Annotated in this window: 9 protein-coding genes; 6 read left to right on the top strand and 3 right to left on the bottom strand. The window is 49.8% G+C overall.

Annotated features, from left to right (window positions below; translation table 11 throughout):
• Nucleotides 1-2 precede the first annotated feature (2 nt).
• Nucleotides 3-647, top strand: a complete 645-nt coding sequence (locus tag L0M99_RS08580) for a DUF624 domain-containing protein (protein ID WP_024060088.1) — start codon at nt 3-5, stop codon at nt 645-647.
• Nucleotides 648-1258: 611 nt separating this feature from the next.
• On the opposite strand, the gene L0M99_RS08575 is transcribed toward L0M99_RS08580, so the two are convergent.
• Complete coding sequence (locus tag L0M99_RS08575; protein WP_024060087.1) at nt 1259-2251, bottom strand: hypothetical protein; 993 nt, start codon at nt 2249-2251, stop codon at nt 1259-1261.
• 344 nt (nt 2252-2595) lie between these two features.
• The gene (locus L0M99_RS08570; RefSeq protein ID WP_024060086.1) at nt 2596-5856 is read right to left on the bottom strand and encodes an exo-alpha-sialidase; all 3261 of its coding nucleotides are present in this window, start codon (nt 5854-5856) and stop codon (nt 2596-2598) included.
• A gap of 293 nt (nt 5857-6149) precedes the next feature.
• Here L0M99_RS08570 and L0M99_RS08565 point away from each other — a divergent pair, with 293 nt between their 5' ends.
• From L0M99_RS08565 to L0M99_RS08555, 3 genes are all read left to right on the top strand, one after another.
• Nucleotides 6150-6965 (top strand): hypothetical protein, encoded by an 816-nt coding sequence (locus L0M99_RS08565; protein ID WP_024060085.1) that lies wholly within the window; start codon nt 6150-6152, stop codon nt 6963-6965.
• Between the two features lie 70 nt (nt 6966-7035).
• On the top strand, nt 7036-10473 hold the full coding sequence (locus tag L0M99_RS08560) for a right-handed parallel beta-helix repeat-containing protein (protein ID WP_024060084.1): 3438 nt from the start codon (nt 7036-7038) through the stop codon (nt 10471-10473).
• Between the two features lie 162 nt (nt 10474-10635).
• Nucleotides 10636-14271 carry a family 20 glycosylhydrolase gene (locus tag L0M99_RS08555; protein WP_238128374.1) on the top strand — a complete coding sequence of 1212 codons (3636 nt, stop codon included), beginning with the start codon at nt 10636-10638 and terminating at the stop codon, nt 14269-14271.
• A 414-nt stretch (nt 14272-14685) separates the two neighbouring features.
• Here the strand turns inward: L0M99_RS08555 and L0M99_RS08550 are convergent, their stop codons facing one another.
• Entirely contained in the window at nt 14686-17511 is a 2826-nt protein-coding gene (locus L0M99_RS08550; RefSeq protein WP_238128373.1) for an MSCRAMM family protein, read from the bottom strand.
• A 475-nt stretch (nt 17512-17986) separates the two neighbouring features.
• Here L0M99_RS08550 and L0M99_RS08545 point away from each other — a divergent pair, with 475 nt between their 5' ends.
• Both L0M99_RS08545 and L0M99_RS08540 read left to right on the top strand, forming a co-directional pair.
• The gene (locus L0M99_RS08545) at nt 17987-18610 is read left to right on the top strand and encodes a DUF47 domain-containing protein (RefSeq protein ID WP_024060081.1); all 624 of its coding nucleotides are present in this window, start codon (nt 17987-17989) and stop codon (nt 18608-18610) included.
• A 3-nt stretch (nt 18611-18613) separates the two neighbouring features.
• Entirely contained in the window at nt 18614-19660 is a 1047-nt protein-coding gene (locus tag L0M99_RS08540) for an inorganic phosphate transporter (protein ID WP_024060080.1), read from the top strand.
• Nucleotides 19661-19674: the final 14 nt, after the last annotated feature.

The following is a 19674-nucleotide window of genomic DNA, read 5'->3' as shown; positions in this document are numbered from 1 at the left end:
TTATGAACCGATTTTTCTCTCACTACGGCTTCTTGGCCGCGCTGCTAACCTTGATTGCTGATGTCGCAATGATCAGCCTTTTTATCTGTATAGCATCGCTGCCGGTGATCACGATCGGGCCTGCTCTTAGCGCAGGCTACTACGTCTTATTACAGATAGTACGGGAAGAGGGCGCGCGACCCGGTTTTACTTTCTGGCGTCACTTTCGCAGCGATTTTCGTTCAGCCTTCGGCGGAGGAGTATTGCTAGTCGCTCTGCTACTAGTGGGAGCCTACCAACTTCAGCTAGTTAAATATCTGCCAGCTTCTCCTACCTGGCATCTAGTAATGCGCGCCGGGGTACTGTTCGGCATGGCAGTAATAACCGCCATTGGAATCTGGTTCTTTGCCTATAGTTCCCAATTCTCGGCCTCGTTTAAGCAAACTTTGCGCAACGCTGCGTTGCTGGCCATCGGACGCCTGCCGCGCACCTTGAGCGCCCTACTTTTCGCGATCTTACCGCTAGCTGGGCTTTACTTGCGTCCCAGCCTTTTCTGGAGCGCCCTGATCATAATGCCTCTTTTCGGCATCGGGTTTGTTCTTTACCTGCAAGCACTGGTTTTAGATTCTCCTCTGAGCGCCCTAAAAAACCCCGACCCCGCTGACTAATTGCATCTAAGTGAGTATCCCGAGGTTCCGATTGTTTCTGCTGCACACGGTATATGCGGGGAAAAGTTTTTCCTCCCGCCCAAGAATTCGGAAAACGTAGCGGCGTTTTCCGAATTCTTATGCCCACCGCACCCACTCGGATAAAACTTTTCCCCGCATCTCGAAATCGCGACCTTTGCGCGCGATACCTCCAAGCGCGGGGCTAGGGTGAGCGTGTGTGGGCGGATTTATGCCGAGGGGTAGGCTTCGGGCACTAAATCCGTGAAAATGCCAGAGCATTTTCCGGATTTCGGGGCGCGAGGTAAAATCCGCCCGCACGCGCGGGAGGCAGCGTTAGCTGGGAACAGGTAAGCACACCGACAACAGGCATTCAGGGGTAAGGAAAGGAATTGCTTGGGGGCTCAGGCTTCCTACCTGAGCCCCCAAGTCCCTAACAGTCCTCGGTAGGGATCCGAGTCAGGGGAAAATACCTGGCATTCTCCCCTAGGCGGAGGATACCTCCCATAACATCCTTCGCCAGAGCGTCAACTTGCAAACGCTCCCCGTAATTTTAGCATCTTCCTGCGTAAACAATGAAGGATTATTGTCAATCAAAATCCTATTTTTTATTATTACTGCTTTGCTTTTTGCTGATCTTGCCGCCCAGCCAAAGCTTTGCGGGTCAGCACTTCTCCCCCGCCCTGGCGGGGATCACCAAACCAGGCTTTATAAAATTGATAGAAATTCAGATTCCCCGGCTGGGCGCAATCGTCGCTGAGTCCGGCGAGGGCATCGGCTGAAGCCAAGTAGGGGGTGTAGTTGTAGAGGGCGGCGGTCGGCCAATTTTTCGGAACTATTTCTTTACTGCCGCAGCGTGAATCCGGGCCGTAACCTAACGTAACCGGTTTGCCAGCTTGCACATCGTATAAACCGGAATCAACCTGGTAACGTCGCCACTGGCGCGCCGCGTAGTACACCTGTGTGCCAAACCCGTAGAACTGGGGGTCACATTGGGTATGATCGGGGCATCCATAGCCCATCGCTATTTCGTATCTCCGTGGGGTAAGCCGGGAAGAAGAAACGGTGATCAGCCCCTGTTCTTTTTGTAGGGTCACCAGAATTGCTTTCGGGTTAATCTGGCAGCTGCGAGAAACCTGGGCGATAACCTCACCGGCGTTAAGATTATCTCCACCCGGTACCGCTTGCGGGCAAAACCGGTCAGGATCATGAGGAGGCAGGCTAGCGCGAAAATCTTTCAAACAGGGAACTTCCACCTCTTGCTTTTTGCTGTCATCATTCGCCTGCGTCATTCCGGTGCTTTCTGGCATGGCCTTAGCTTTACCTGTGCGGCATCCGTATCCCCAGTCCGTAATAAAATCTTGAATCTGGGAGGCGGACAGGGAATCCCAGCGCGTAAACTCTGTTTCGCTGATTAAATCGGTAGCATTAAAACCCTGAGCACTAACCGGAGGCATAGTGGGTTCGGGAATGGAATCAGCGGATTCTTCTTGCCGGATAAACCCATAAATCAGGTTCACCACCAGGGCGATTACTGCCACCAGAACAACCAATATCAAAAGCGCTGCTAGACGGCGCAAACGATATTTTCGGGCAGTATTAATCACCTTCCCATTATCGCTAGATTTAGGTTCGCAGGGCAAAGAGAATAATAAACCCTTTCCGGGCTAAATCTGCGATCATCGGCTTCTACCAGGTCAGATGCACAGGTGGAGGGCTTTCGCTAGACTATAAGGGCGTCGGGCCGTTTAGCCCCGGGCTCCAAAAATTGCCGCTACGAGCGGCCTTAGCGCCGACTGGCGCTTCTCGGTCCGGCGTTCCCCAATCGCCCACGTGATCTAATAGGCTCCGTGAGTGCTTAATCCCCATTAATCCCATTGCCTAGAATTGTTTTGTCCGGTGATGGAAACCAATCCATCACCAGACAAAACCTTTACTTAGTTACTGGATTCTATCCACGCCTCCTGCGCTGAAGCGTGGCGATACCCAGTCCGCACATTAATAGCGAGACCGCCAACAACTCGGCTCCCATATTTGCGCCGGTTCTCGCTAGTCCCTTTCGCTGCGGGGTAGCGGTTTGAGCTTTCTGGTTTGCCGCTTTGCCCCTCGCTTGGGGCTTCAGGTTCTTATGGTCTTTACCGCTTTGACCTGGCTGTTGGGTGGAATCGCCGGGGGAAGTACCTGGATCAGGGGTAGTTCCTGGATCTGTACCGGGATCTGGATTCGTGCCCGGTTCCGGATCGCCTCCGGGGGTCGGCGTTGCTTCCTCAACGGTGATGGTGAAGGTAGCAGTAGCTTTCTCCTCCCCATCCACGTTCAAAGCCGTAACCGTGACTTCATAGGAGCCCGCTTTCTTGGGAGTCCCTAAGATGGTTGCAGTAGCGGCGTCAAAACTAACTCCTTCAGGCAGTCCGGTAACTGCTCCAATAGCCCCGTCTTTAACCTCTAACTTAATAGGAGTAATCATCGAGTCCGCGGTTACGGTTTGGTCGGCTATCGGACTGATCTGCGGGGTAGGCGCTGGAGTGGCGGCATCTCGCGGGGAAATCTTGAGGGCGAGCTTAGCCTGCGCGGCTCTGGGGTATCCAGTTCCGTCTTCGGCTTCCTTGAGGCTAACGGTTACTTCGTAATCTTTGTCTGCCTCAAGTTTTCCAACGGGAGTGCCACTAATCTGACCGGTTTCTTTATCGAATACCAGGCCCTCGGGCAGTCCAGTTACCTCGAAAGTGTCTGCTAGCACCGGATCGTTGCATTCAAATAAATCGGTCACTGAAATCGGGGTGATTTCTTTGCCAACCTGCCCGCTAGCAGCGGCATCTTTCCCTTTAAGTTCGGTGCGGAAATCGTCCTCTAACCAGCGTAGATTAAAACTGAGGTGGGCAATGTCTGCCCATCCGCCCCCATTGGGCTCCATCAATAACCCGATATTGCCATCTTTCTGCACGGTCATAGTGGTATAGCCCGTGCCGCCCGTCTTGAACTGTTTCTTTACCGGCCAGGTTTTACCGTCATCAAATGAGACCCAAACATATCCATTCTTACGCCCATTATCGGTTCCCGAGAACAGCAGCACCTGTGAACGTAAAGTGCCGGGTTTCGCATTTGGAAAAGCTCGAATCACTTGCGCATTATTGTTCTCATCAGCTAAATCATTGCTAACGTGGCAATCTTTCCAGTTTTCCCCGGAATCGATAGAGCTACAGATAATGCGGCCTCCACCAGCTTGGGAGCGCGAAATCAGGATTAGGCTCCCATCGCTTAGTTCAGTAACTTTGTTCTCGTCAAACTTTTTACCCGCAACTACTGCTGGGGTGGGGTTACCAGATTTCCAGGTTTTACCATGGTCATCCGAATAAATCGTGTAGGCAACAATCCCTCCGCTCTTCGGGACGCAGGCCATCTGCTGTAGCAGCCGTCCTTTGTTAGGAGCAGTCATTTTTTGGGTACCGGCACCGGAGGTAGCAAAGCAAGATTGCAATTCCCGCGCTTTTTCCCCTAACACCTGGTCAGTGATTACTCGTTGCGTCCAAGAGTGACCATTGTCGGTAGATACAGACAGCCCTAAGTTCATGGCGTGTTCGCTAGTTTCATCAATTTTGCCGTCTGGAGTGAAAGTATAGGCAGGATTCTTGGCGAATACTCCCGATACCTGGCTGTACACGTGGAAGTTAAAAATAGTGCCACTTTCATGGTCTACTACGTACGACGGGTCGGAGTAGCCTCTTGGGGCGGCAATGTTGCTGCCCACGATTCCGCGGGCAATCACTGTTTCTGGCTGCCAAGTCTTGCCATTATCGGTAGAACGGCGCTGCATAATCGAGTTTTCGTTCGGGGAGTCTCCTCCATTCATGCTGCCGTTCTTCGGGCGGTAATCGTAAGAGGCTAATATATCTCCATTCGGGGCAACGGCGATTGCCGGAATACGGATATTCGCCTGTTTGGAGCTGGTAGCTACAGTGTGCAATTCACTGATTTTAGCTTCCGCTGCCGGATCTGCGTCTTTAGCTTTAGTGCCCGTGTCTGCCTGCGGATATTGCTTTTGGGTATATACAAAAGTTGTGGCAGTAATGCGATTAAGTAGTTGCTGCTCCATTTTCCCGTCAATAGCTAACTTGGCTTCCACTTCACCGCGGGTTAAATCCGCTTCAGTGATGGTGTAGGTCAGTTGGCAGCGGTGAACTGTCCCGACTGCCAGACTTTCACGCTCGCAGCTGCTGGCGGCGCTGTCAGTCAGGTTAGTTAGGGCGGTGTCGGTTACGGGTGCTACTTTCAAAGCATCGTCCCCGTTAGCGTTAACTTCTACCGCGAATTTCAGAACCTCCCCCACCTGGTAGTGAGCTTTTTGCGACTCGGGAGCCAGCTCAAACTTATCCAACTTTAGATAGTTGTTGGCAACCGGCAGCGCCTCGGCTTCGGTGGTCGCATAATAGGTGGCTGTCCCCGTGTATCCGGCATTGGGGTAATACTGCCAAACTATTTCGGGGGTGAATTTACCGGCTTTAACGTCAGCTTCCGTGACTACATGGTAGGGGGCAGCGCAATCCATTTCTCGATTAACTGGCATATTTGACCATTTGCAGCCTTCCCAATTTGTCAGGTTGGAGCTTTTAGCGGACAGTGCCCGTGCTTTGCCAGTCTGGTTAATCAAAGTGGCTTTGAAGTTGATGCGTTCTCCTAACGTCCATTTTTGACCGGCTGGTTTCGGGTTGGTAACGGTAAGGGTGGTCGGAATTTTATTTTCGTTGATTCCGCCCAGACTGGTTTTTTCACCGCCATATTCCACCTCGGAATACATCCGGAAAGTAACGTAGGGGACAAATCCGCCTGCCGTAGCCTCAGCTGGGGTAACTACGTGGGTTAGTTTTTTCGTGATTCCCGCTATATAACATTCCTGCACTTGATTGGGGGCAGCGTTGCGCCATTTGCAACCTTCCGCATTTGCTAAGTTGTAGTTCACTGACTCAAAGGAGGCAGCTTTGGCGGTTTTATTGGTTAGTTTTACCCGGTATTCAACGGTCTGACCGGCTGCTTTAGGATTTCCGGATACTAGGTATAGCTCTATTTTCGCCTGCGGAGTGTCCTTGGTAGCTACTAAAGTAGGCTCTGCCGCATAGGCACTTAAGGGGGTGGCTAGGCCTGCCCCAATTGCTAGGGCTAGGGCAAACAAGATACTGATTACTGGTTTTAAAATGGGGTGCTTCTTTGCGCTCATAAAATTTAGATTAACAATAATGAAATAGTTTTACCAGCAGCAATAGCTTGTAATACTCTAATGTTTTGGTTTTGGAGAAATTGCCGGAGTCTTTACATAAGGAATAATTCTCAATCTTGAATGTGTGGGTTTTCTTTTATAAAGTCAAGCTAGTTATCGTTTCTACTTCAAAGAAGAGGTCTCATTCTGTATCCTGCCTTGTTCCTACCACTCAGCAGACGACGGCGAACTATTTCGGGTCTTGCCCAACGTCCTCTGTTTCCCATTCGGCATTTCAGTCTTTAGGTGTCCCTATGAAGAACTGTGCTAAGACGAGAAACCAGCACCACCCCGCAAAGTTTTCGGCACGTAAATGGGTAATAGCAGTGGTTACGGCACTGGTGGCGGCGTTAGGAATCGGCATCGGAATTTGGAAATATATGCACTCTTCCTTTGCAAAAACTACCTCCTCCACCGGGGAAGCAACTATGTTTAAGCTCTCCGGCGACCCAGTTAGTAACGCCGAGTATCTTCAGGCTGCTCGGGCGGTGAAGCAACAGGTACAGGGGGAATGCGTGAGTAAATATGGTGCTCGCCTTGAGGACGAGGACTTTTGGTCTCGGAGCTATCAGGGACATATTCCGAGCAGAGAAGCGGCAACTTCCGCTTTAGCGCAGCTTAAAAACTGGCGGGCAGCATTCTCTCTTTTCCAAGAAGCTGGTTTGATCAAGGATGCGTCTTTTACGGGATTACAGCGCGATCTTGAGCGAACCAACCAGGAAAATAAGCAAAAGATTGACTTAGGGCAGCCAGTCTATGGCTTGCAAAGCTATGACCTGGCCACTTTTATTAGTTATCGGATTTCATCCTTGACTCAGCAATATGTCATCAATCCCAAGAATCCTGGTATGGAATTTTCCGAGGACGAGTTGCGTAGCTTTTATGCTTCCCGGCAGTGGACGGATAAGCAAGGGCGAAAAGCTGGTTTTGAACAAGTGCGCCCGCAAGCTGTTAAAACACTTCGCGAAGAAAAGCTAACCAAGCTGATTACTGAGCGGGTAGAAAAACTGCTAGTACAAGATTTTTCGATTGAAGGAGCAGCTAAATTGATTGAAAAAGAGTTTAAGTAACGATTTTAGTAATAACCATAGTTTGAAAAAGTGAATAGAAAATAACAATAAAGCAAAAAAGGGGAAGGTAATGTTGAAAGCTCTACGGCGAGCAACTATCCTCGGTTCTTCCATGGCGTTAACGGCGGGTCTGGTTCTCAGTTCCGCCAGCTCCTTTGCAGCAGATGGGGGGGCTAATATGGATAAGGTAAGAGGCACCAGCTACTACGTATCCAGCAGTGCTGGAAACGACCAAAATTCCGGTACCAGCCAGGATAAGCCGTTCAAATCTCTGGCAAAAATAAATGAAATAAAGTTAGGGCCGGGCGATAAGGTCTTGCTTAAACGTGGTGACACCTGGAATGGTCAAGCAATACACGTAACGACAGGTTCTAGTGGCTCTAAAGATGCCCCGATTCAAATCAAACCCTATGGGGATGGTAGTGCTCGTCCGGTGATTAACACCAATGGTGCGGGACGCTGGAATCAGGATTACCACGCCCGAATCGAATCTCACCGCAATAAGGCAGAGATTTCCAGTGCGGTTTTACTTAAAGACGTTAATTATTTGGAAATCTCGGGGTTGGAAGTAACAAATGACCGGGAAATGAATCCGGAGGCTGACCCTAAAGCGTACAATGACGGTTTAGCTTTGGAACGTACCGGGGTAGCCGGGATTGCCGAGAATGGGCCGATGCGCCATATTGTAGTGGCTGATATGTATATCCACGATATTGACGGCAATATCTACGATAAGCATCTGGCTAATGGGGGCATCTATTTCATGGCCCATTACCCAGAAAGTGGTAAGCCCGCCACCGAAGCAGATAAAATTGCTCGCTTCGATGATTTACAGATTCTAAATAACCGGGTTGAAACCGTTAGCCGCTGGGGGATTGCAGCTGGCTATACCGCTTACCAAAACATTATCGACCGTCCGCAAAACGGACCTATCTCTGATGAAATAATCGCTAAATACGGTTCTAGTAAAGTGGTCATTCGCGGCAACTATATTAAGGACGCGGGTGGCGATTCCATCACCACTATGTATTGTGACCGTCCCTTAATTGAATATAACGTTTCCGATGGGGCGGCACGTCACATGAATACCACGGATTACCTGCATCCCCATAACATTAATGGCCCAGCCGGTTCTGGCTGGGGGCGGGTAGCCGCGGGCATCTGGCCTTGGCGCTGCAAGAATGCCATCTTCCAATACAACGAGGCCTTCAACACCCGTCACGCTTTTACCGGTAATGGCGACGGTCAGCCCTGGGATGCCGACTTTGGGGATGGCACTGTATATCAATACAACTATTCCTATGCCAATACTGGCGCTACCATTATGTTCTGTAATAACGGTTCTTTGCATAACACGTTCCGCTACAACATAGCCCACAGTGATGTCCGGGGAGCTTTAGATATCCCCGATCAGAAAGATGCTCACGTCTACAACAACACCTTCATTATGGGTGAAGGATCCAAAATTATTACCCGTGGTCATGCCCCCACCAGAATAGAAAACAATATCTTCTATAAACCAGATGGGGTTACTAAAGTTGAAGAGAACTGGAAGCCCGGAAACCAGATTTATGACCATAACCTGTATTACAACTTTGCTACTACCCCTCAAGATGCCAATAAGCAGGTAGTAGCTAAAGGTACACCGGTTCTGCAGAACCCAGCTGCGGTTGAGATGGCGAGTAATCACCAGGCTCGCATCCATGATGGTTCTACTGCCACCACCGTTTTTGATGGATTCAAGCCGGTAGCGGGATCCGCCGCTATCGGGAACGGCAAAACCATTACTGACGCGAATGGTTATACGGTAGAACACGACTTCTTTGGGACGGCTATTTCTGGTCTACCTACTATAGGAGCAGCGGAAATACCAGTACCTGCTCCGAATCCGACTGCTTCGCCCTATCAAATTGATAATAAAGCGAAGACGATAACCGTGGCGATTGCAGCGGCAGGTAGTAACAAAGCTCCGCTGGTAAAGAATTTCCTCGCCCAATTAGGGTTGCCAGCAGGGGTTAAAGCCAAAGTTATGTCCGGTAACACTCAGCTAGGTATGGATGATCCGATTACCGAGGGCGCGAAAGTCATTATCGGAGAGGGCGCGCAAGCCAGTGAATATACTGTCAAGGTAGTTTCCGATTTTGACTGGGTGCGAGACTATCGGGAGACTCCGGCTGGAAATAATAAATGGATGGGCGTGCAAGGACCATATTGGTTTGCACAGATTAAACAGGGTAACACCTGGGCAAATATGACCACCTATGATAATGACGGTTGGCATAACTGGGCGTATAACCAGTATTACGGTCCTGGTCTAGATCACAACCAGGGCGCTTTGAAAGCTCCAGATCAGCGCGGAAATATTCACGGTCTACTCTCCAGTGAAACTCCCGATACTGCGATGGCTTTTAAGGCTCCTGCTAGCGGAAAAGTAACTTTCAAGATTAAGGACGATGAACCGTATCTGCGTCAAAATAATCATGACCCAAATGCCACGGTAACTGTGTCCCTGATGCTCAATAACAAAGTGCTCAAGAGCGTGGATTTAAAAATTTCCAGGCAGAAAGGCGACTTTGTTTTCAATGAGCAGATTGCTTTGAAAGCTGGCGATTATTTGCGGGTAGTATCCCACAATGAGGGTAGTCTCAAGGCGAACTCGGTTCACATCAGCCCAGTAATCAAATATGTGGAGACTGAATATAACCCTGCTGGGCAGCCAGTTTACGATCCGAATGCTCCAGCTGCGGAAAAACCACAGCTTAGTGGCACAGATTTTACCGTTGAGTATTCTGACGCGGTACCTGAGGCAAAAAGCAAAGTAGTAAAGCCGCAGGACGCAGTGGAATACTCCTGGGGATATCCGCATCCCAACTCTTTACAGTTGGGCGCGCAACAAGTTCAGCTAGTCGCTGACAGTGGCGACGGGAAACGGGAGACCACTATGGTTACGATGACGGTCGTTAAAAAGAAACTGACTGCTCCTGCGGTAACGTTCGATGATAATGACCGTTCCTATACCGTGCCTGATGCCCCTACTTGCCTGGAATATTCGGTGAAAGTAGACGATCAAGAGGCAAAAGTCGCTAAAGCTGGTAAGGTAACGGTTGCCGATTCGGACAAGGACGTGACGGTACAAGTAAGCGTGGCTTCCACCTGTGAGGGATACGAAGCAGGGGTAGCTACTCCTTTCACTCACGTGTTTAAAGCTAACCAGCAGCCTCCGGTAGTGAATCCGCAGGAACCGGGGGACAATCCGCAACAGCCGGGTGACAAACCCGGTACGGATAAACCCGGTAAACCTGGCGTTGATAAACCTAAACCCGGAACTGGTGAGACTAAACCCGGTAAAGATAACTCGGGTCAGCCTGCTGTTGGCGGGAAGAAAACTCCTGGAAGCTCAAATCAGCAAACCGCTAGCACTGGTTCGCAAGCAGGAATGATTGCACTACTAGGGCTAGGATTTGTGGCAGCAGGTTTGGCGGTAGCTCTTCGACGTCGCACAAACTAGACCGATTACAAACAGTAAATCGCGGGCGGGGTGCTCCCCAAAGTGAGCACCCCGCCCGCGGACATTATCTTAATAAATCTTAACGTTTTAGCTGTTGAGATATGCTATTGTGAAATCTGATAATTCCTCATGCTAGTTATCTAAGTCAGAGCAGGTGTAGCAGTGTTGCTTCAAAAACGAAAAAATCCATCTTTATGTTCCTGGGTCAAAGCTGATAAGGCCAGTAAGCGCCGGCAGCGAATAGGCTCAAAACTATTGAAACCTTTAGGGGTAGCCCTAGTAAGTGGGGCGTTGGCTCTGTCGATATCGCTTCCAGCTCCCACGGCTGCGGCCGAACCTCTCGGAGCCTATAAAGCTGACGGCTCCGCTACCCTACCGAAAACTATTCCCAGTCTGGATGCTTGGAAAACTAGTGGCGGAACCTGGACGTTAGCCGAGGGCGCGCGGGTAGTTTCCACCCAGGCGCTTAACGCGCGGGCTAAAGCATTAGCTACAGAGCTCAGCGCCTATTTAGGTTCGTCGGTTCCCGCGAAAATAGGTAAGCGCACTACCGAATTTGATGTGCAATTACTGCAAGATAGGATGCGCAAAGATTTAGGGGCAGAAGGCTTTGAGCTAAAGATTGGCTCCTCGGGCGTGCAAATCATCGGCGCGACTGATGCGGGCGTGTTTTATGGGACTCGTTCCTTTTCCCAGTTGATGCGTCAAAAACAGCTAACCTTACCGGCAGGCTCGGTAGTATCAGTACCTAAATATAAAGAACGGGGGGTAACTCTGTGTGCCTGCCAGCTCAATATCTCAACCGAATGGATTGAGCGTTTCTTGGATGATGCTGCTGACTTGCATATCAATAACATTGTCCTAGAGATGAAACTAAAGTCTGATGCCTATCCTGACACTCAGACCTGGTCATACTACACCCCCGAGGACGTTAAAAAGTTTGTCGCTAAAGCGAAGAGTCTAAATATTGACGTTATTCCCGAAATCAACTCACCAGGCCATATGAATATCTGGTTGGAGAACGCTCCCCAGTACCAACTGGTAGATAAGAACGGCGGATATCACCCCGATCAGCTAGATATTTCCAACCCTAAAGCCCGGGCTTTCATCAAGAAGCTAATCGATGAATATGACGGGGCTTTCGACTCGAAATTCTGGCACATGGGCGCTGACGAATACACCATGACTGGTGGCTACCAGCTATATCCCCAGTTAACGAAGTATGCGCAAGACGCTTTTGGCCCCAGCGCCAACGCCAATGATGCTTTTACCGCCTTTATCAACGAAATTAACACCTATGTAAAAGGTAAAGGCAAGAATCTGCGGATTTTCAATGATGGTCTTTATGACACCGCAAACGTCCAGCTGGATAAAGATATTGTTATTGACTATTGGTTCAAAAAGGGCGGTACGCTAACTCCGCAACAGCTCGCGGAACGGGGATATCAACTAACAAATGTTCCCCAAGCAATGTATTGGTCTCGCGCCTTTGATCCGGCTGGTTACACCTATGCCATGAAGCCAAATAACCTGTATAACAATAAAAATTGGAACGTGGGCACTTTTGATGGTGGCGCCCAGATAGACCCTAACTACGACAAACTCCTGGGGGCGCGGGTATCGCTATGGCCCGATAACATCAATGAAACCGAGAACGAAGTCCAGATGATAACGGCTGATTCTCTGCGGTTCTTAGCCCAAATGACCTGGTCAGCTTCTCGTCCTTGGCCTAAATGGGAGGGCGCTGACGGTATGAAAGCTACCATCGACTCTCTGGGCGATCCTACTACCCGTTCTAAGGTTCAGGCGGCTATGGTTCCCGATGGGGTATACGGTCTGCCAGAATTGGATCCGGTAGCCAAGGGACCTTGGAAGCTGGCAAAAACCTATGATGGTTACTATCAGATTTCCAATGCTGCTACCGGCCAATGCTTGACGATGAGCGAAGGTGCAAAGCATTTAGGTGCGGTCAGCGAAGTTGGTGCCCAGCCTACCTTGGTATCTTGCCGCCCGCTCAGTGAAACCTATAAGAATGCTTTTGCTAGCGGTCGGGAAAGAAACCAACAGAAATGGCAGGTAGTGGTAGAAGCCGATAATAAGGTTTCTTTGCGGAACGCGGTTTCAATCCAGTACCTGGCAGTAGCTGACGGCAGCGAGAAACATGTAGATATTCAGGGAGTTTCGGCTGCGGAAGTAAAGGCTGACGCCACTTTGCTGGAAAAATCATTATCTGGGAGTGGAAATAATCTAGCCGCCGGCAAGGTTGCGCAATTCCCGAAAGATTTGGTGGCCACCAAAGGAAAACTGGCTGATAAAGCTCTGTTCTCCCTGGTACGTGAAAAATCGATTACCGTTGATCAGCCAGAGATTAAGGACGTGAATCCCTCTGAACCGCGGGAAGTTACGGTAACAGTCTCAGCTGCCGATAATGCCAAAGTCGCGCCCTCAGAAATTAAAGCCACCGTGAGTGAAGGCTGGAAGGTTCTGCCGGAAACAGTTCAAATGGCTGAGCTACCTGCGCGTGGCACTGGAACTGCTAAATTTAAGCTGGTAAATACCACCGGAACGACTGGTAGAGCTACCTTTACCTGGAAGATGGGGGATGAGGAGCTAAGCACTACTGTTAATTTGAGCGGAATGCTCGGACCTCGCGTATGTGATGGATTTACCGATTTAAGCGCAGACTCGGAAGAAAAAACCGGTGAAGGCCCTAATAATGGTCGCGTACAAGCCGCATTTGATGGCGTAGACGAATCAGGTAAATCCAATACTTTCTGGCACAGTAAATGGGCTGGCGGAGTAGATCGTTTGCCTCACTGGCTGGTATTTAGTCCGCAACAGGCACTAACTAATCCCGATGGCACTATTAACAATATGCTCTCGGTCGAGTACCTTTCACGGCAAGGGAAAGTGAACGGTCGCATCAAGAGTTACCAGATTTACACCTCTGACACCACGAAAGACGGCAATGCGATCACGGGTTGGACGCTGCAAAAAGAGGGTCAGTGGGAAAATGGAACCGATTGGCAGCGTGCCTACTATGACAATCCGGTAAAAGCTAAATATGTGAAACTGCTGATTACCGACGTGTGGGATGAGGTTGCAGGTAGGGAAGACCAGTTCGCGTCCGCGGCTGCTATCTGTGTATCTTCACAGATGCCGCCTGTCACCTTGACTGCGCCAGCCCAACCCGAGAACCCAATTTCGGTTTCGCCAGCAGTTAAAGTTCAAAGCGCCCCAGCTAATCCGTGGCCAACTGCTGATCCGGCAGCTCCGGCTGCGTCAATCGCGCCCATAGCTGACCAGAGTCTGCAGCTAGGCGCGGCGATTAAAGATATACCGGTGAAGGTAGCTAACGGCACAGTTCGGGAAGTTAAAGGTCTTCCGGCGGGAGTAGTCTTTGACAAGCAAACTGGGGTGATTAGCGGGAAACCGGCTAAAGCTGGAAAATACTCGGTACAGGTTATCGCGGAGAACCCGGATGAAGAAGCAGTGACCGCAGCTTTCACGATTACGGTTACCGAGGAAAATACTCCTGGGGATACTGACAAGCCAGGCGGTAGCGATAAGCCGGGTGATACTGGTAAACCGGGTACTTCCGATAAGCCTGCCCCGGATGGAAACGCCGGTGGTGACGGTAAAGGGAAAGCGCCCGGCGGTGCGTCCACTGGGAACGCAAATGCTCAAGGCAGCAGTCCTGCTTTGGAAGGCACCGGTTCGAATGCGGCAATCGCGCTAGCTGCAGCCTTGGTATTGATAGCCGCAGGGGCAGTGGCGATTAAGCGCCGACGTCTCTAGAGTAGCTAATCATTAATCTGGGGTTGGTAAGCGGAATCTCCGCTTACCAACCCCAGATTCATTCGTGGGGGGGCAAAAACGGGTTAATAGTATTAATACCTCAATGGGAGGGACTAACCCGTAAATGCTTATTTTGGGGCTAATGACGGCCTACTGCCCTGTTTTTGAGCCACCAGATTTTCCCCTAACCGTGGTTGTTACCAGTTCCGGGCATGGTTATGGAACGTGCATGGCTCGGTGTTCGCTGAGAAGTAGTTTTACAAGGTTTAGGTTAAGCGAGAATTGGAAGGGAAGCGTCGCAGGACTATTGCTCAAATAACTATTAGCCCCGGGCAGAGTACCCTCACCTCGCGATCCTCAGCTACTACCCAAAACCGCCAACAGGGTCGCGTTTGGCAATACTACGTTGCCGTTTTAGTTTCGTTTTCTTCCCACGAGGGATATGGCCACGCCCACCAACAATAAGGATAATCCGCTAAGCAATACAACCAGGAATCCGGACTGCCCTGATAAGGGCAGTTTTCCTTCGGGATAGTTGACCACTTTCAGGGTTTTGTCTCCCCCGGTTACGGTGTTTACGTTTCCGTTTTGTTTATCTATTGTTACCGTGCCGTTCGCATCCACCTGGAATTCTATTGCCTGTGGCAGGAGGGCGTATCCGGGGGCGGTTGCGGTTTCTACTAACCGATATTTACCTCCGGGCATAACTGTTAAGTTGGCTTTCCCGTCGTTTCCGGTGGTTATGTTTTGTAATGGTTTGTCCGGGTTATCGGCTTCGTATAGATCGAATTTTACGTTCTCTAGGGGGGTATCTTTATCGGATACTTTGTTTAGAGAAATATCGATTGTCTGTACTTTCAGGTTCGGGATGTAGAACTCACCATTGGGATACCTAATTATTTTACCTGTCCGATAACCAACACGACCATCAGCACCAACCATAAGCGTATAAGAATTAGGATTTAAAATATACCCCGCAGGAGCCGCAACCTCTTTCAACGTATAATTCTTACCCGCCTGCAAACCAGGAAGCTCAAACCCGCCCTCACCAACGGTATACGTATCTATCAGTTTAGTCTCATCAACAGTCCTACCCTCATACAAGGCAAACCTAGCACCACCAACAATCTCACCATCAGCAGCAGTACAAAGCCTACTACGCGTACACCTAGTCACAGTCGCAGAATCCGCAACCCCCAACTTAAACAACCTAAGCTTCACCGCAGGAGGCGCAGCTTTCTTCTGGTTAGGGAAATAAATCTTATTATCTACAAAAAACTCCGAACCATTATCCGTTTGATACTTAGCCTTACCATCAGCATCAACCTCAAACGTGTACGTAGCAGGATTAATGTCATAATTCTCGGGAGCCGCAACCTCTTTCAACGTGTAAGTCTTACCCACCTGCAAACCAGGAATCTTCAAACCATCCTGACCAACAGTAAAAGTCTCCCCAACCTTATGAGCCTCATCAGCCGCAGTCCCCTCATACAAGGCAAACGTAGCGCCACCCAAAATCTCACTACCAGCAACATCGGCAGAACAAGAACCCCACGAACAAACCGCTAAATCCGCAACCCCCAACTTAAACAACCAAACCTCAGGAACCGGAGCCTTCAGGTTCGGGAAGTAGAACTCGTTATTATCGAAGTATTTATACCTTTTACCATTCAGGCCCCCGACTTTACCATCAGCAAAGACTTTAAAGACTGTAGTATCAGGATTCAGCTCATAACCCGCCGGAGCCTCAACCTCTTTCAACGTATAATTAGCACCCTGCTGCAAACCAGAAAGCTCAAGACCGTCCTTACCAACGGTATACTCCCCAACCTTATTAGCCTCACTCACTGAACCCTTATACAAGGCAAACTTAGCACCCGCAACCAGCTCACCATCGCCAGCAGAACACCACGTTCTAGGAGTCATACACTTCCTCACAAGCGCAGAATCTGCAACCCCCAACTTAAACAACTTCAACTTCACCGCAGGAGGCGCAGCTTTCTTATTAGGGAAATAAATCTTATTATCTACAAAAAACTCCGAACCATTATCCGTTTGATACTTAGCCTTACCATCAGCATCAACCTCAAACGTGTACGTAGCAGGATTAATGTCATAATTCTCGGGAGCCGCAACCTCTTTCAACGTGTAAGTCTTACCCACCTGCAAACCAGGAATCTTCAAACCATCCTGACCAACAGTAAAAGTCTCCCCAACCTTATGAGCCTCATCAGCCGCAGTCCCCTCATACAAGGCAAACGTAGCGCCACCCAAAATCTCACTACCAGCAACATCGGCAGAACAAGAACCCCACGAACAAACCGCTAAATCCGCAACCCCCAACTTAAACAACCAAACCTCAGGAACCGGAGCCTTCAGGTTCGGGATGTAGAACTCACCATTGGGATACCTAATTATTTTACCTGTCCGATAACCAACACGACCATCAGCACCAACCATAAGCGTATAAGAATTAGGATTTAAAATATACCCCGCAGGAGCCGCAACCTCTTTCAACGTATAATTCTTACCCGCCTGCAAACCAGGAAGCTCAAACCCGCCCTCACCAACGGTATACGTATCTATCAGTTTAGTCTCATCAACAGTCCTACCCTCATACAAGGCAAACCTAGCACCACCAACAATCTCACCATCAGCAGCAGTACAAAGCCTACTACGCGTACACCTAGTCACAGTCGCAGAATCCGCAACCCCCAACTTAAACAACTTCAACTTCACTCCGGTAGCTACCGGGGCGCGCCTGGGGGATAGGCAAGCAGCGCCCGAGCATTGCGAGCGCGCGCTATTCGCAGAGGTACTTTGAGCCGCGGAAGTTTCAGCAGCTCCCTGATTGCGGGAAGCTGCCAATGCCCTCCCTGCCTTCGGGCTAGCGGAAACATTAACAGGGTCTAGAACTGAATGGTAAAAGCTGTTAGCGGTAGAGAACTCCGCCGGTTTTATCTGAGCATGCGCAGACACGGTATTGTCGGAAACAGTATTAGCGTCAACCTTGGGAGCCGGGGAAGCGGAATCATCTGCGGAAGTAAAAAATAAAGTGCCCGCCAACAAGGACGCGAACAGTAGCCCCAGAACCGAAGCCACCCCTAGGGTACGTCTATTAAGAACCGAAACTTTGCCGCTTTCGCTAGTAGCAGTGCCGGTGTTTCCATGATCAGCAGCTAGCTGACTAGGCTGAATGTCATTATCCGCAGTGTTCAAATCAGCATTTTTACCGTTCATGTTACTTCCTGTGCGTTTCACGGCTACCTCATCACATAGTCGGAGGGAAAACTAGCATCATTTTATCTAACTATGTGTCGTTATATATCAACCAATTTAGCATTGCCGTTCTCTAATAAAAAGTCATAATGCAGGATAAAGCCTACCGGGGCTTTCCTGTCCTATTACCCTGACCTTACTTCCCCATTTTCGCAAGTAAACAAATTTGGGAAGATACCCTTTTTAGGCCGTTAGTCCGCATTTTTCCTTCAGTTTCTAGCTCCCTACCAACATCGCCGGTTATCCGGTGCTTAAACTCCCATTTGATTACCGCCCCTTGGCCAGCAAAACCCCAGATACACTACCACCTCTCGTTAGTATTTTTGCAGTTAAATCCAGATTTATTTCCCCAAAAAGTTAACGGAAGTAGAATTTTAGATTACGAACAAAAGTTGGATACTCTAAAGGCGGATGGTTCTTCGCCAAGGAGGCACGAATGCTGTTCAAGAAGAAGCAGAAAGAAGAAGATTTCTTCGACCTATTCACGAAAGCGGCACAAAACTTAGATGCCGCATCCGAACTATTGTTGAAAATCACCCAGGTTGATTCTTTCGAGGAACGCAAGGAGCTACGCTCCCAACTCCACGATCTAGAGCATGACTCAGACGTGATTACTCACCGCACCATGAGCATGCTGAATGCAACTTTCGTTACTCCCATGGATCGGGAAGATATCTCCCTGCTAACCGGCGCCTTGGATGATTGCATGGACGGAATCGATGAGGCCGGAGACTTAATCGTCCTCTACGAGATTCAGGATATTCCTCGCAGGCTAGAAAAGCAGGCAAATATTTTGCGTGAATGCGCCCAGGAAACAGCTCTCGCCATTCCCAAGCTGCGGGGAGGACGCGACCTTAAAGATTTCACGGTGCACATTAACAGCCTAGAGAACAAGGGCGACAAACAGTACCGGAAGATGCTGGCAGAAGTATTTGCTTCCGAAACTGACCCTATATACGTAATCAAGATTAAGGACGTAATCGAGTCGCTAGAAACCGCGTGTGATTCCTTTGAAACCTTAGCCAACGCGGTTGAGGCTATCTACATCAAGGAGTCTTAAACCGTGGATATCACCTTGGGGTTGGTGATCGCGGTCGTCGCCATTGCCTTAATCTTCGATTTCACCAATGGCTTCCATGACGCCGCTAATGCCATCGCTACCTGTGTTTCTACCCGCTCAATGCGCCCTAAAGCCGCTCTTTTAATGGCGGCAATCATGAACATTATCGGGGCGATGCTAGGCACCGGCGTAGCCCAAACCATCGGTAACGGGATTATTGATATTTCCCATTTCACCGAATCCACTTCGCTGGCTGACCGCCACCATGGGCTGGTGGTAATTCTGGCGGCGCTGGTCGGGGCAATCGCCTGGAATATCATCACCTGGTATTTCGGGCTGCCATCTTCGTCTTCCCACGCCCTGATCGGAGGCATGGCGGGAGTGGGACTGGCCGCGACTATCACTGTGAAATGGATGGGGATAGTCAATCACGTACTAATTCCTATGGTAGTTTCGCCTCTAATCGGGTTTTTCACGGCTTATTTCGTCATGCGGTTTTTACTTTCGGCGCTCCAACGAGCCAGCTATCACCGCACTATGAACAACTTCCGTTTCCTGCAACGCTTTTCCGCGGCAGCGATGGCGCTTGGTCACGGTTTGCAGGACGCCCAAAAAACCATGGGAATTATTACTATGGCGCTACTAGCTGCCGGCTATCATGCTACCGACGCCAATGGCTCCATGCAGATTCCTTTTTGGGTAAAACTGGCTGCCGCCGGTGCGATTTCTCTGGGCACCTACTTCGGCGGTGGGCGAATCATGCACACCTTAGGATCGAAGGTTATTGACGTTACTCCCGCCCACGGCTTCGTGGCAGAAACTACTTCCGCTACCATTCTCTATTTGACCGCATTCGTTTGGCACGCTCCGATTTCCACTACGCAGTCGGTTTCCTCCGCCATCATGGGGGTGGGAGCCACTAAGCGCCTTTCTGCAGTACGTTGGGGAGTTGCCGGCAATATTGCGATTGCCTGGGTGCTGACTTTGCCCGGCGCCGCACTCATTGGCGCTATCAGTTATTTCCTGATCCACGCAGTTTTCCCCTATTAAGGGATAATCTGTAA

Source organism: Varibaculum cambriense, from assembly GCF_022133705.1.
GTDB classification, from domain to species: Bacteria; Actinomycetota; Actinomycetes; order Actinomycetales; family Actinomycetaceae; genus Varibaculum; species Varibaculum cambriense_A.
This window is presented reverse-complemented; position numbering and strand designations above follow the sequence as displayed.

What these genes read in the sequence shown, in the direction of transcription:
- L0M99_RS08570 (WP_024060086.1), bottom strand. Translation starts at nt 5,856, where the DNA reads ATGAGCGCAAAGAAGCACCCCATTTTAAAACCAGTAATCAGTATCTTG.
- L0M99_RS08560 (WP_024060084.1), top strand. Translation starts at nt 7,036, where the DNA reads ATGTTGAAAGCTCTACGGCGAGCAACTATCCTCGGTTCTTCCATGGCG.
- L0M99_RS08545 (WP_024060081.1), top strand. Translation starts at nt 17,987, where the DNA reads ATGCTGTTCAAGAAGAAGCAGAAAGAAGAAGATTTCTTCGACCTATTC.
- L0M99_RS08550 (WP_238128373.1), bottom strand. Translation starts at nt 17,511, where the DNA reads ATGAACGGTAAAAATGCTGATTTGAACACTGCGGATAATGACATTCAG.
- L0M99_RS08565 (WP_024060085.1), top strand. Translation starts at nt 6,150, where the DNA reads ATGAAGAACTGTGCTAAGACGAGAAACCAGCACCACCCCGCAAAGTTT.
- L0M99_RS08580 (WP_024060088.1), top strand. Translation starts at nt 3, where the DNA reads ATGAACCGATTTTTCTCTCACTACGGCTTCTTGGCCGCGCTGCTAACC.